The organism is Fibrobacter sp. (genome assembly GCF_045601785.1).
In the GTDB taxonomy this organism is placed as follows: domain Bacteria; phylum Fibrobacterota; class Fibrobacteria; order Fibrobacterales; family Fibrobacteraceae; genus Fibrobacter.
The window spans coordinates 17079-30888 of the sequence record NZ_JAZSAF010000043.1; the positions used below are offsets into that span (position 1 = coordinate 17079).

9 protein-coding genes are annotated in these 13810 nt (G+C 52.1%); 7 read left to right on the top strand and 2 right to left on the bottom strand.

What is annotated here, in order from left to right; all coding sequences use genetic code 11:
• Positions 1–284: 284 nt before the first annotated feature.
• Positions 285–2933, top strand: coding sequence for an alanine--tRNA ligase (alaS, locus tag ACKI61_RS06465; protein ID WP_407456939.1), 2649 nt, complete (start codon positions 285–287; stop codon positions 2931–2933).
• 172 nt (positions 2934–3105) lie between these two features.
• The gene (locus ACKI61_RS06470) at positions 3106–4542 is read left to right on the top strand and encodes an alanine/glycine:cation symporter family protein (protein ID WP_407456940.1); all 1437 of its coding nucleotides are present in this window, start codon (positions 3106–3108) and stop codon (positions 4540–4542) included.
• Between the two features lie 74 nt (positions 4543–4616).
• Here ACKI61_RS06470 and ACKI61_RS06475 read toward each other — a convergent pair whose 3' ends face one another.
• Positions 4617–5645 (bottom strand): GSCFA domain-containing protein, encoded by a 1029-nt coding sequence (locus tag ACKI61_RS06475; protein WP_407456941.1) that lies wholly within the window; start codon positions 5643–5645, stop codon positions 4617–4619.
• 261 nt (positions 5646–5906) lie between these two features.
• Here ACKI61_RS06475 and ACKI61_RS06480 point away from each other — a divergent pair, with 261 nt between their 5' ends.
• The 5 genes from ACKI61_RS06480 to ACKI61_RS06500 all read left to right on the top strand — a co-directional run bounded on the left by ACKI61_RS06480 (position 5907) and on the right by ACKI61_RS06500 (position 12452).
• Positions 5907–6737, top strand: coding sequence for a TIGR02147 family protein (locus ACKI61_RS06480; protein ID WP_407456942.1), 831 nt, complete (start codon positions 5907–5909; stop codon positions 6735–6737).
• A gap of 9 nt (positions 6738–6746) precedes the next feature.
• Complete coding sequence (locus ACKI61_RS06485; RefSeq protein ID WP_407456943.1) at positions 6747–8612, top strand: FISUMP domain-containing protein; 1866 nt, start codon at positions 6747–6749, stop codon at positions 8610–8612.
• A 463-nt stretch (positions 8613–9075) separates the two neighbouring features.
• On the top strand, positions 9076–9906 hold the full coding sequence (locus tag ACKI61_RS06490; RefSeq protein WP_407456944.1) for a TIGR02147 family protein: 831 nt from the start codon (positions 9076–9078) through the stop codon (positions 9904–9906).
• A 15-nt stretch (positions 9907–9921) separates the two neighbouring features.
• Complete coding sequence (locus ACKI61_RS06495) at positions 9922–11559, top strand: FISUMP domain-containing protein (RefSeq protein ID WP_407456945.1); 1638 nt, start codon at positions 9922–9924, stop codon at positions 11557–11559.
• A gap of 137 nt (positions 11560–11696) precedes the next feature.
• Positions 11697–12452 carry a geranylgeranylglyceryl/heptaprenylglyceryl phosphate synthase gene (locus ACKI61_RS06500; RefSeq protein ID WP_407456946.1) on the top strand — a complete coding sequence of 252 codons (756 nt, stop codon included), beginning with the start codon at positions 11697–11699 and terminating at the stop codon, positions 12450–12452.
• A 72-nt stretch (positions 12453–12524) separates the two neighbouring features.
• Here ACKI61_RS06500 and ACKI61_RS06505 read toward each other — a convergent pair.
• Positions 12525–13810, bottom strand: a 1286-nt coding sequence (locus ACKI61_RS06505; protein WP_407456947.1) for an NADP-dependent isocitrate dehydrogenase, incomplete at its 5' end; no start/stop codon positions are given.

The following is a 13810-nucleotide window of genomic DNA, read 5'->3' on the forward strand; positions in this document are numbered from 1 at the left end:
TTTTCTGTAAAGGATCTAATTCTGCGCCTATCAAGGAGTTAGGGAACGTCAGCGGGGCGTTACCCCGGAACAAGTCCGGGGCAGGCTCATGGCGGCGAGCGCCCGTTAGAAAGGGTAGCGTATGCCCGCAGGGCAGAAGCGAGGGGGAAGGCTTTCCCCTTTACAGACCGTTCGGCAAACTCCTCATACCCCATACCTCAAAGCGGCGTAGCCGCGACCCCATACCTCATTCTCCATAGTCTGTTTTTTACTAAATTTGTGCCGTAAAAATTAAAGGAATAGCTATGTCCGAAATAATGACTTCTGCGCAGGTGCGCGAATCTTTCATCAAGTTCTTTGAATCCAAGGGCCACCTCTTTGTGCGTTCTTCGCCGGTGGTCCCGCATGACGACCCGACGCTCATGTTCACGAACGCGGGCATGAACCAGTTCAAGGCCATCTTCCTGGGCGACAATCCGAAGGGCTGGAAGCGCGCATGCAACAGCCAGAAGTGCCTTCGCGTGTCCGGCAAGCACAACGACCTCGACGTGGTGGGCCGCGACAACTACCACCACACCTTCTTCGAGATGCTCGGCAACTGGAGCTTCGGTGACTACTACAAGAAAGAAGCTATCGCCTGGGCATGGGAACTTTTGACCGAAGTGTGGAAGCTCCCGAAGGAACGTCTCTTTGCGACCGTGTATCAGGACGATGACGAAGCCTGGCAGATTTGGAAGGACGTGTCCGGCCTCCCGGATGACCGCATCATGCGTTTTGACGCTCACTCCAACTTCTGGGAAATGGGCGACACCGGTCCGTGCGGCCCCTGCTCCGAAATCCACTATGACCGCGGCGACCTGGCTACCCAGGCCGAAACCTTCAAGGACCCCATCAAGGGCGTGAACGGCGAAAACGACCGCTATATTGAAATTTGGAATAACGTGTTCATGCAGTACGAACGCGTGAGCGACGGCTCCCTCATTCCGCTGAAGGCAAAGAACGTCGATACCGGTATGGGTTTCGAACGTATCTGTGCTATTCTTCAGGGCAAGACCAGCAACTACGACACCGACGTGTTCACCCCGATTATCGCAAAGATTGCTGAACTCTCTGGCGTTCCGTACAACGATGGCGAAGCCGGTACTCCGCACCGCGTGATTGCCGACCACATTCGCGCGATTTCTTTCGCTATTGCCGATGGCGCTCTCCCGAGCAACGAAGGCCGTGGCTACGTGCTTCGCCGCATTCTGCGCCGCGCCAGCCGCTTTGCCCGCCTGCTCGGCCAGAAGAAGCCGTTTATTTGCCAGCTCGTGCAGGTGCTTGCCGACACGATGGGCGACGCCTTCCCGGAAATCCGCGAACGCAAGGAATTTGTGGCAAGCGTCATCAAGAGCGAAGAAGAAAGCTTTATTCGCACGCTGGACGCCGGCCTCGAACGCTTCGCCGGCATCGTGGCTGAACTCGGTGACGCAAAGACCGTGCCGGGCGACAAGGTGTTCCTGCTTTACGATACCTACGGATTCCCGCCGGACCTCACCGGTATCCTCGCCGAAGAAAAGGGCCTTACGATTGACGAAGAAGGCTACAACAAGTGCATGGAAGAACAGAAGGCCCGCGCCCGTGCCAACATGAAGCAGGGCATCAACACGATGGGTACCGAAGGCTGGACGCAGTACAGCGAAGAAAGCACCAAGTTCGTGGGCTATGAGCTTTCCGCTTGCGAAACGAAGGTCGTGCGCTGGCGCGAAGACAAGGGCGTGCTCAGCATCGTTCTTGAAACTTCTCCGTTCTACGCCGAAATGGGTGGCCAGGTCGGTGACAAGGGTACGCTCGTTTCTGCCGACCTCGAGATTGACGTGTTCGACACCGTGAAGGTGAACGACACCGCCCTCTGCCGCGGCAAGGTGAAAAAGGGTACGGCAAACGAAACGACGATGGGCGCTGTGTTCATGGCGACTGTCGATAACGACCGTCGTAACGATATCCGCAAGAACCATTCCGCCACTCACTTGCTGCAGGCAGCGCTCCGCCAGGTGCTCGGCACTCACGTTCAGCAGCAGGGTAGCTTTGTTTCCAACGAACTCCTCCGCTTCGACTTCAGCCACTTCAACGCGATGACCGCTGAAGAAATCCAGAAGGTGGAAGACATCGTGAACGCGAAGGTGATGGAATGCCTGCCGGTCAACACCCAGGTGATGGGCGTGGACGAAGCCAAGGCCAGCGGTGCCATGGCGTTGTTCGGCGAAAAGTATGGCGACGAAGTCCGCGTGGTGAAGATGGGCTGCGCAAACGAAGAATTCTCCAAGGAATTCTGCGGTGGCTTGCATGTGCAGAACACTGGTAACATAGGTCTCGTGAAGATTATCAGCGAATCCAGCGTGTCCGCTGGTGTGCGCCGTATCGAAGCGGTCTCTGGCCGCGGTGCTCTCTCGCTGCTCCGTGCCGGTACGCAGATTCTCACGGCTCTCCGTGAACAGCTCCGCTGCAAGGATGCCGAAGTTCTCGACCGCATTCAGCAGAGCTTCGCTAAGACTCAGAACTTGGAAAAGAGCCTGCAGTCCGTGAAGCTGGAACTTGCGACCCTCGCCGCTGCCGAACTCTTGAACGGCGGCATTAACGTGATGGGCGTGAATCTGTTTGTACGCGAACTCAACATGCCCGAAGACAAGTACAAGGACTTGCTGGACGGCGTTCAGAACAAGCTCGACACCGACAGCGTCGCCGTGATTGCGAACAAGGGCGAAGGCAACGGAAGCATCGCCGTGATGGTGGGCAAGGATGTCCAGGCCAAGGGCATCAAGGCCGGCGACCTGGTCAAAGACCTCGCTGCAGCTTGCGGTGGCCGCGGCGGTGGACGCCCGGACCGCGCTCAGGCCGGCACCAAGGAAGTCGACAAGATTGCCGGTGCTATCGCGAACGCCAACAACTGGATCCGCGCGAAACTCGGTGCGTAATTAATGCACGCCGTGCGGATACAAAACGCACGACATTAGCGTTTCAAAAGGCGTTCCTCGCATTAGTGCGGGGACGCCCTTTTTTGATAAACTCCTTTCGCAGTTAATGCACTGGAGGGTTTAGTTTTTTTTCTAGATTGTCTCCTTAGCATTCATTTTGTTAGGAGATGCGATGATTGTCGATTTCTTGAACACGGTTGACAGCGTCCTTTATTACCCCATTCTGATTATCGTTCTCGCGTCTGCGGGTATTTACTTCAGCATTCGCACACGGTTTGTGCAGATTCGACTTTTTGTGGAAGCTGTTCGCACGCTGATTGAAAAGCCGCACGAGGCGGGCGGGATTTCTTCGTTGCAGGCACTGCTTGTGTCGACGGCATCGCGCGTGGGAACAGGAAACATCATCGGCGTTTCGACGGCAATTTGCCTCGGTGGCGCCGGTGCCACTTTCTGGATGTGGGTGCTTGTAATTGTCGGTGCGTCGTCGGCATTTGTCGAAAGCACGCTGGCTCAGGTGTACAAGCGTCGAGATCATCGCACGAACGCCTGCTATGGTGGTCCGGCTTATTACATCGAAAGTGCGTTGCACAGCCGCTGGCTGGGTGTCGTCTTTGCGGTGTTCCTGATTTCTACTTATGCGTTCGGTTTCAATCTGCTTTGCTCCTACAACTTACAGTCGACTTTTGAAACCTACAGCTTCTACAACCCGTCAGTTACTCCGTGGATTATCGGCGTTATCCTTGCGGTGTTGGTTGGTTTTTGCCTGTTCGGTGGCGGCAAGCGCATTGTCAAGACGACAGGCGTACTCGTGCCGGTCATGGGGCTTTTCTATGTGATTCTTGCGGTCATCATGCTGATCGCGCATTTTGACCTTATTCCGTCGGTGATTGTCGCGATTATGCAGGATGCTTTTGACTTCCAGGCGATTGGTGGCGGCATTGCAGGCTCTTGCCTGATGTACGGCATCAAGCGTGGACTTTATTCCAACGAGGCGGGCGTCGGTTCCGCCCCGAATGCTGCTGCGGCGGCTCATGTTTCGCACCCGGTAAAGCAAGGCCTCGCGCAGATGCTTTCGGTGTATATCGATACGCTTTTCCTTTGTACGGCCACAGCCCTGATGTGCCTTGTTTCCGGCGTGCCGGGAACTGCCGAGAACGCAGGCGCCATGTACGTGCAGCAGGCTGTCTCTACGACGTTCGGTGCGGTGGGCCCGGTGTTCATTACGGTGGCGATGACGCTGTTCGCATTCACGACCCTTTTAGGTAACCTCTACTACGTGCACAATGCGATTGCTTACATCAACAAGAAGAAAATGCCCGGCAAGAAGGCTATGACGGTGATTCATATATTGTGCAGCTTAGTGGTGCTCTTTGGCGCGGTGACTCCGATGGATGCCTGCTGGGCGCTTGCCGACATCACGATGGGCGGCATGGCGCTCATCAACCTGCCTGCGTGCGTCATTCTGGGAGGCGTCGCGTTCAAGGCACTCCGCGATTACGAATTCCAGCGCAAGCAGGGGCGCAACCCGGCCTTCATTGCAAGGCATATCGGCATGGATGGCGACAAGCTTGACTACTGGAAGCACAAGGAAAGGGACGAACAGGAATAACCGTATTCTAAATTTATTTTATTGTAATTATACCGAAACTAAAAGTTTCGATTTTGAGGCGGGGTTGAGGACGGTTAACGTAACGGGAGTCCCGGAATTTGCTTTTCAAGTTCTGCCGCCTGCGAAGCGATTTTCTTTTTGAGTTGCTGCGTAGCGGGGGAGCTTTCGTCTTGTATTCGGTGGTTTGCCATTTTCAGGAATTTTTCCACTTTCGCCATGTTTTCGCGGGTGGTGTCGTTGCAGTAGGTTTCGACCATTCGCTCGAAGATGTATTCCTCGGCGGCTTTAGACAAATGAATCATGTCGTCGCTGTAAAAGCGGTAGTCGCGCAGTTCGTCCATCACGATTTCGTAGCTGGGGAAGTAGGTGGTCGCGGCAATCTCAGTCCCGCATTTCACGACCTTGTCTACGGCGAGTTGAAGCGTCGCCTTAGAAAGCGTGTTGTTGTGGGCGCCGTCGCTCATGTGTCGCAGCGGCGATACGGTAAAGACGATGCGGGGGGTGTTGTCGCTTGTAAATCTTGCAACGTCATTGCGAGCCGAAGGCGAAGCAATCCTGGTCTGATTTTTTATCTTGCGCAGATTTTCGACGATTTCGCAGATGGCGCTGGCCGCCTCTTCTACGCTAATCATCCTGCGTTCAAAAAGTGCGGGGTCTTGTCGGTGGCAATTCGATACGGGCTTACCGCTGTCCTTTAAATAGTAGACGAATGCGGAGCCGAGCGTGATAAAGATGACATCTGTCTTTCGCAGAAAATTGCGGGCTTGTGCTGTTGCAGCGTTCAGCTTCGCGATGCATTCTTCTTTCGTCGCGCCCGAAAGCGAGCTGTGCGCATCCCAGCAGTGCCAAAGCCCGTCGCATCGCGTGTCCTGAAAAACATCGTCTTCTCCGAAAACTTTCCCATTGGCAATCGTCTTGACTTGACTCTCCAAAGAAATCGGGTTGTATACGGTGCCGAACGGGTTCGCGAGCGTATGGAACTTGCGACTTTCGAACTGCGATGATATGTTGTCTGCAAAACACGAACCGAAAAATGCCAAGCGGCTGTTGTAATCGATTTTGAAATCAGTGGTGGGAAGGTCTACTTTCGTGAAGAAATTCATGCTACAAATTTAAATAGAAAAAAGGCAACAAGGGTTGAAAATGCCAAATGGCGTTTCTGATAGAAGATACACAATATTGTTTTTGTATGCATATTTATTGTAGAAAAACTTTAATTTCTACATCAAAATTTCAAAAATGCTTAAAATTTTGAAAAATAATGAAAAATTTATTGTAAAAACTATTGATTTTTTAAAATTTATTGGTTATATTTAGAATGTGCTTAACTTGGGCCGAGCTTTCGGGGGTTAAGAGGAGGACAAATGAAAGATATACTTGAATATACGAGTTACCGCCAGTATATCGCGGACTATTACGCCGACAAGAAGGCGAAATCCGCGTTTACCTGGCCGGAGTTCGCTTCTGCGGCGGGGTTTTCTTCGCCGGTTTACCTTAAATATGTGAGCGAGGGACGCTTCAACTTGAGTGAAGCGGCTGTCGAGCGCGTTGGTGCTGCGATGCACTTGTCCGGTGGCGACTTGGACTTTTTCCGCGAACTGGTTCGCTTCGATCATGCGAAGTCGGACAAGGCGAAAAAGGAATCGTTCCAGAAGCTGGTGGCGATGGCAGAAAGCCGCAAGGTGAAGGTTGTCGAGGCCGATGCGTACCGCTACTTTGACAGCTGGAAAAATCCGGTGCTCCGCGAACTGGCGCCTGCCATGCCGGGTGCAAAGCCGCTGGCGCTTGCAAAAGCGTGTCGCCCCAAAATTACCGCTGCCGAAGTCAGCGATTCGCTGAATTTTCTGATTAAGGCGAACATGCTCCAGAAGGACGAAAACGGCAATTACGTTCAGACGAACAGGTCGATTACGGCCGGACCCATGGAGGTCACTCCCGCTGTGATTCGCGGCCTGCACCGCCAAATGGGCGAGCTTGCGCTCGACACAATCGAGGGCGTGCCGCAAAACGAAAGGCATTTTTCGGGCGTGACGCTTGGCATTACGCAAGGCGCCTACGACGAAATCGTCGCTGAAATCAATGCGTTCCGCAAGCGCATTATTGAAATTGCTACGAGGGAAACCGAAACGGATGAGGTGTACCGCCTGAACATCCAGTTTTTCCCCATGACAAACAAGAGTTCTAAAAAGGGTTAGGAGGATATCATGAATTACTCAAAAATGGCTATGCAGTTTGTCTGCAAAATGGCGATGCCGCTCGCCTTGGTGTTCGCGGCCTGTTCCACTGACGAAGGGAATGCCATTTCAAAGGTGGAAACGACTCCGGGAACGCAGATGGGAGGCTCTTCGGAAGAGCCGAGTGTTATCGCATACGAAAATATCTCTTTGAGAGGGCTTGCTTATTATGCGCCGGCAGGTAATGAGGCCGGTTCGTCAGAAGATGTTTCTGTTTCTGTTCCGACGAATGTTTTTTATGATGGCGGACAGATCGTTCTGACGGAACTGGATACGGTGACGCTTGTGCCGCTGGATGATTCCACGATTACGGAGTCCTTTAAGGGCGACGTCATAGATCCGCTCACAGGAGAAAGGGTTCCTGGTGACGACGGAATGGCCAATTTTGATAGTGTTTCGCTGAGAAGTCCGATTGTCTTGTTGGAAGCTGTATCGGGTGAAGTATCGCTGAGTGCGATTGTGGATATCCGGGATGCAAATACCTTTGTGATTGATGGATTGAGTCATTTGGCGACCTATCGCATACGGAAGCTGGCTGAATCTGGAATGTCGTTTGTGGCGGCGAAGGCCCAGGCTGAAACCGAAATTGCAAATGCGCTAGGTTTTGGCTCGCAAAATCCGTTCGTGGAGGAAAGCTTGATGAATTCCTCGAATGTAGCTGTGTGGCGCAAGGCGTTTAATGGATTGGTCCCGTTTAATTTGCTACAGCATTTGAAAGAGGAACTTGGCGAGTCTGGATTGTTGGCTGATTTGTCGGAAGATACAAAAAAATCTTTGACGGAAGCTGTTGAAAAGTCGCATTATTGGAGATTGTTGAGCTCTTCGCGAAAGGCCTTTGAAATGTGGGATGAGGATTTTTATCAGGAGTGCATGCAATTTAAGGCTTATTATGTGAACCTGTTGGCAAGTGTTTTCGGTGTGGGACAATGCTCTTCTGAAAACGAGGGAACGTTTGCCGATATTCAGGGAGATCTCTTTGAACTGAAGTGCGTGTCCGGTTTTTGGGAATTTGCGTATCTCAAAACGAGCCGGTTGAATATTGCACATACGTTTGGGGCGATGGTTGATTCTCGTGATGGCGAGGAATATAAAACGGTGACTATTGATTTGGGTGGAACTTCGCAGACCTGGATGGCGGAAAACTTAAGGTATGCTGCGGAATATTCCAGCTGCTTTAGGGACAATTCGTCGTACTGCTCTGTATACGGTCGGTTGTATTCTCCGTTGTATGGCTTGGATTCGTCTTACCGAAAGTACACGACTAAAGAAGGGTGTGTATCTGTTAAAGCTGTCGAGTACTTGAATGAGAGCTTGTCGGATGATACGTTGTATTGGCGAGGTCGGGCTGAAGAAGATTGTGATGAACTATATGAATATGGCGATTATCGTGACGATGGTGATAATATGCTTTGGGACAAGGTGATCGATTCGCTCGAGACGATAAATTTTGAAGTGTGTCCAGAAGGTTGGCGCATGCCGAAGTATGAAGACTGGAATGCTTTGCTCAGTTATCTCGATGGCCTTGGACAGGGCCCTGCATTGACCTTGCTGTTGGCAAATTATGGAGATCCTACGGGATTTGGCTTGGATCTTCTGGCTGACATTCGTGGTGAAAAAGGCGACTATAGGGCTATAGTTAGGGGTGTGGGGGAGTATCAGTTTGAGCCTGTGGTGACGCCTGAAGAAATCCGTGGAAATGCTGCGGGCGATGTCGTGGGAGCTCTTGCAACTCAAACTACTAGCCGTAGGAAGGGGGCCAATGTGTATTATGAAGCGGTAGTGCTCGGTTACGACTTGCCTCGCTCTGGCTTTGTCCGCTGCATCAAGGACGAATAACGGATTTGGGGGTTAAGGAGGATCGGTTAGGAGGCCGATTGGGAGAAGGCGTGCTTCGGCACGCCTTCTTTATATATACGAACAACGAGGTATGAGAACTCCAAAAGGAAAAGCAAGTCGTTGTTCGTCCTTCGCTCCGACAATAGACTACCGGTCTATTGCCTCCGCTCGGCATTCTATATACGAACAACGAGGTATGAGAACTCCAAAAGGAAAGGCAGGTCGTTGTTCGTCCTTCGCTCCGACAATAGACTATCGGTCTGTTGCCTCCGCTTGACATTCTGTATAAGAAATGTTTTATGTCGTAAAAATTGCTAATTTTTTATAAAAATAGAAAAATGTTTAAAATTTTACTGAAAATATAAAATTTATGTCATAAAACTGTTGATTTTTTAAAAATCTTTGTTTATATTTAGAATGAACTTAGCTTGAACCGATATTTCGGGGGCTAAGAGGAGGACAAATGAAAGATATACTTGAATATACGAGCTACCGTCAGTATATCGCGGATTACTATGCCGAACGAAAGGCGAAATCCGCGTTTAGCTGGCAGGAGTTCGCCTCATTGGCGGGGTTTTCCTCGTCGATATTCCTTAAATATGTAAGTGAGGGGCGCTATAATCTGGGCGAAGCAACTGCCGTGCGTGTGGCTGCGGCTATGAAGCTTGCTGATTACGAGTGCGACTTCTTCGTGGAATTGGTCAAGTTCGACCATGCAAAAACGGATACCGAAAAGAAGGCCGCTTACGGCAAGATGATTTCGATTGCCGAGGCGCACAAGGCGAAGGTCCTGGAAGGGGATTCGTTCCGTTTTTTCAGTGACTGGAAAAATCCGGTCATCCGCGAACTCGCACCTGCCATGCCGGGGGCAAAACCCTTGGCCCTTGCCCATGCCTGCCGCGAAAAAATAACGGCGGCCGAGGTGAGCGAAACCTTGAATTTCTTGGTCAAGGCGGACCTGCTCCAAAAAGACGATGCCGGCAACTATACGCAAACCGAAAAGTCGGTGACGACGGGCCCTATGGAAGTAACGCCAGTCGCCGTCCGCGGGATGCACCGCCAAATGGGCGAGTTCGCCCTTGACGCGATCGAGGGCGTTCCGCAAAATGAACGACATTTCTCGGGTGTTACGCTGGGCGTTACGCACGAAGCTTACGACGAAATTGTGCAAGAAATTGCTGAATGCCGCAAGCGCATCATTGCTATTGCGACTAGGGATTCTGCGGTCGATGAAGTGTACCGCTTGAACATGCAGTTTTTCCCGATGACAAACATCAAAGGTTTAAAAAAATAAAACGAGGAGAACATTATGAACAACTTAAAAAGACAAATGGTCTGCAAAGCGGCGGTGCTATTCGCCTTGACTCTTGCGGCATGTTCCACGGATGACAGTAAACCCGACACCGTGATGGGCGGCTCTGCCGAAGAGACCGGCTTGACTCCGGTGCTTGCCGATATTTCGGTTGGTGGCCAGACGGCGAATTTGCCTTCGCTTGTCACTCCGGACGGTAATGAATACGATGAGAACACATCAATTCAGCTTAATGTATCGCTGATGAAGGTGTTCGAATTGGATTCGTTAACTTTAGATACGACGGGAGTTGTTTATGAAGGCGCCTTTATAAATGGATCCGGAAAATTCGAAATCGACAGCGTTACTTTTAACAGTCCGTATGCGCAATTCGAAATTCACCCCAATCGAAATAGTGATGATTGGTACGACGGTATCTGGTACATGGATTATGTCCCGTATCTGGCCATAGTGGATTTGCGCGAGACTAGGAATGTGAATGTCAATGTAATGACCTACTTGGAAGCTTACCGTTTGCGCTATCTGGTGAATTCGGGCAAAACCTTTGCCGAAGCAAAAGCGCAGGCTGACAGGGAAGTTCTCGCGGCGTTTGGAATCGAGGGCGTGCCGTTCAATTTTGAAAAAAATGAACATGCCGCTGATTCGGATGTCGTCGAAGTTCTGCAATTTATGAACTTTTACATTGGTTCCTTGAGTAAATCTAGCGTTGAATCGTTGGCGCAAAAGTTTGGCGAAGATGGGACGCTTGACAATATTGACGAAGAGACGAAAAAACTTTTTACCGCATGGTCGTTTAGCAAACTGAATACTATTGTGAAAGAAGACGCCCAAGGCGTTTTGAAAATGTCCGAGCTGTCCAAAGAAATCAATACGAACTTTGCAATTCTTATGCAGGGCCTGGAAAAATGTACTGCGGAAAAAGAGGGTGCCGTTATTGAAAATTCGGGTGTCTTGTTCAACTTTGTCTGTACGTCGAAAAAGTGGACAACTTCGGTAAAGCTGGCGCCCTATGTTGCGGGCTCTATGACTGACGAACGCGACGGAAAGACATACAAGACGGTGACGTACACCTTGGAAAACGGAACGCAGACATGGTTTGGTGAAAACCTGATGTTCAACAGCCCCAATGGTTATTACTCGTTGTCCGAAGTGCTTGCGCTGGATACCTCGATTGTGCTGGTGTCGCTTGATGAATGTCTGGCAGAAAGCGAAGTGCCGTCACTTTGCGATACGTTGCATGCCATGGGCAATAACATCAACTACGATAGAATGATGGCCGCAATCGATTCTGTTGAAAAGGCCACTGGAACTTATCAGGGTGTTTGCCCCGATGGCTGGCGTCTTCCGAATGGCAACGATTGGGAGAAAATGTTTGGCTTTGTCAAGGAATCGCTGGATCTTGAAGCTTATGCCCTCGCAGACTACTTGTTTGCTGCTGGATTTGGAAACGTGACCGAAAAAGAAGGCGGCAAGGGAGTTTGGACCTATTATGCGGTAAAGCCCGATAGTGCGTATTCGGACCCTCGGGCATCGATGATCATGTTCGAAAGCTATGGAAAATGGCTCGTACAGCAACGTCCGCTGTGGTCTAACCAATTTATCCAGTTGAATGTACGCTGCATCAAGGACGAATAGCGAATTTGGGGTAGAGAACAACGAGAGAACGAGAAGGTGGGCCTCCAACCCTCCTTCTTCTTTTTTTTGTGGCAAGGAGGAAACAAATAATGTATCTTTATGGTATCTTGTGGAGTAGACGCAAGAAAAGGAATTGTATGAAACCTGGGAAGACTGAACTTCGTTTGAATGCTGAAATCGAAAAACGCGGTGCGCTTTTTGCCGTGCTGCTGGACCCCGATACATCGGACGAAGCTGCCTTTGTGAAGGCGGGGGCTATGGCCGCCGAAAACGGTGCCGACCTCTTGCTGGTGGGCGGTTCTTACCTGGGTAATTTTACGCTCCCGAAGCAGGTGGCGGCCCTCAAGGCGGCGGTGAACCTGCCCGTGGTTCTTTTCCCGGGTGGAGCATCCCAGGTGGTGCCCGGTTTCGATGCGATGCTCTTTATGACGCTCGTGAGCGGACGCAATCCGAACTACCTGATTGACGAACAGGTGCGTGGTGGCGCCCTGGTGCGTGCGTTGAACATGGAAGCAATTCCGACGGCATACCAGCTCATCAACAGCGGCAAGCGTACCACGGTGGAATACATTAGCGGTACCATGCCCGTACCTGCCAACAAACCCAAGCTCAGCATGGTGAACTCCATCGCGGCAGAACTCATGGGCATGCGCTACGTGTACCTCGAAGCCGGTAGCGGCGCCGAAGAGCCGGTGCCGGTAGAACACATCGCCTATACCCGCAAGGCGACCGAGATGACCATCATTACCGGTGGCGGAATCAAGGATCCACAGACGGCCGCTGTCCGCGTGGCAGCAGGCGCGAACATCATCGTGACCGGAACCCTCTGGGAAAAGGTCGAAGATCCGGCACTGCTCAAGGAATTCGCTTCCGCTATCCACATTAAGGGCTAAGAAGTTTCGTGATAAAAATGAAAAAAACTCGGAATTCGCTTCCGAGTTTTTTTCGTTATAGAATGTTGCCTGTTACAGCGCGTCGATGACGGCGTTGAATTCGGCCACCGGGCGCATCCACTTCTTCAGGAGTTCGGCCTTCGGCAGGTAATAGCCACCGATGTCGGCGGGTCTGCCCTGCTGGTTGGCAAACGCGGCGACGATTTCGGCTTCGCGGGCCTTCAATGCGTCGGCGACTGGGGCGAACTTCTTGGCCAGTTCCGCGTCGTCCTTCTGGGCGGCGAGAGCTTCGGACCAGTAGAGGGCCAGGTAGAAGTGTGAGCCGCGGTTGTCGAGTTCGCCGATTTTGCGGGCGGGCGTGCGGTTGAATTCGAGAATCTTGCCGTTCGCTTCGTCCAGCGTGTCGGCGAGGACCTTCGCCTTCTTGTTGCCGTCCTTCAGCGCGACCTGCTCAAAGGCGGGCACCAGCGCAAAGTATTCGCCGAGGGAATCCCAGCGGAGGTAGTTTTCGGCGAGGAACTGTTGCACCTGCTTTGGGGCGGAGCCACCTGCACCTGTTTCGTAGAGGCCACCGCCCGCCATGAGCGGCACGATGCTGAGCATCTTTGCAGACGTTCCGACTTCGAGAATCGGGAAAAGGTCCGTGAGATAGTCGCGCATCACGTTGCCCGTGACGCCGATGGTATCGAGACCGGCCTTGGCGCGCTTCATGGTTTCGACAATCGCCTTGCGCGGGCTCATAATCTTGATGTCGAGACCATTGAGGTCATGTTCCGGCAAGCAGGCTTCCACCTTCTTCTGGATTTCGCGGTCGTGGGCGCGTTCCGGGTCCAGCCAGAAAATCGCGGGCGTGTTGCTGAGGCGGGCGCGCGTCACAGCGAGCTTCACCCAGTCGCGCACCGGAGCGTCCTTGGCCTGGCACATGCGGAAAATGTCACCCACTTCTACATTCTGCTGCAAAAGCACTTCGCCCTTGCTGTTCACGGCGCGGATAACGCCCTTGCCCTTTGCGACAAAGGTCTTGTCGTGGCTGCCGTATTCTTCGGCGCCCTGGGCCATGAGGCCTACATTCGGCACAGTGCCCATCGTCTTCGGGTCGAATGCGCCGTTCTGTTTGCAGAATTCAATCGTCTCGTCGTAAATACCGGCGTAGCAGCGGTCCGGAATGCAGGCGACAACTTCTTGCAACTTGCCTTCCTTGTTCCACATGCAGCCGGAATTGCGGATCACCGCAGGCATCGAGGCGTCGATAATCACGTCGCTCGGCACGTGCAAATTCGTAACGCCCTTGGCAGAATCGACCATGGCGAGGTCCGGGCCTGCGGCAAGAGCGGCGTCAATGGCGGCCTTAACTTCAG

Excerpts from the sequence above, each read along its gene's own strand:
- ACKI61_RS06500 (WP_407456946.1), top strand. The coding sequence starts at position 11,697 with ATGAAACCTGGGAAGACTGAACTTCGTTTGAATGCTGAAATCGAAAAA.
- alaS (WP_407456939.1), top strand. The coding sequence starts at position 285 with ATGTCCGAAATAATGACTTCTGCGCAGGTGCGCGAATCTTTCATCAAG.
- ACKI61_RS06470 (WP_407456940.1), top strand. The coding sequence starts at position 3,106 with ATGATTGTCGATTTCTTGAACACGGTTGACAGCGTCCTTTATTACCCC.
- ACKI61_RS06480 (WP_407456942.1), top strand. The coding sequence starts at position 5,907 with ATGAAAGATATACTTGAATATACGAGTTACCGCCAGTATATCGCGGAC.
- ACKI61_RS06475 (WP_407456941.1), bottom strand. The coding sequence starts at position 5,645 with ATGAATTTCTTCACGAAAGTAGACCTTCCCACCACTGATTTCAAAATC.
- ACKI61_RS06490 (WP_407456944.1), top strand. The coding sequence starts at position 9,076 with ATGAAAGATATACTTGAATATACGAGCTACCGTCAGTATATCGCGGAT.
- ACKI61_RS06495 (WP_407456945.1), top strand. The coding sequence starts at position 9,922 with ATGAACAACTTAAAAAGACAAATGGTCTGCAAAGCGGCGGTGCTATTC.
- ACKI61_RS06485 (WP_407456943.1), top strand. The coding sequence starts at position 6,747 with ATGAATTACTCAAAAATGGCTATGCAGTTTGTCTGCAAAATGGCGATG.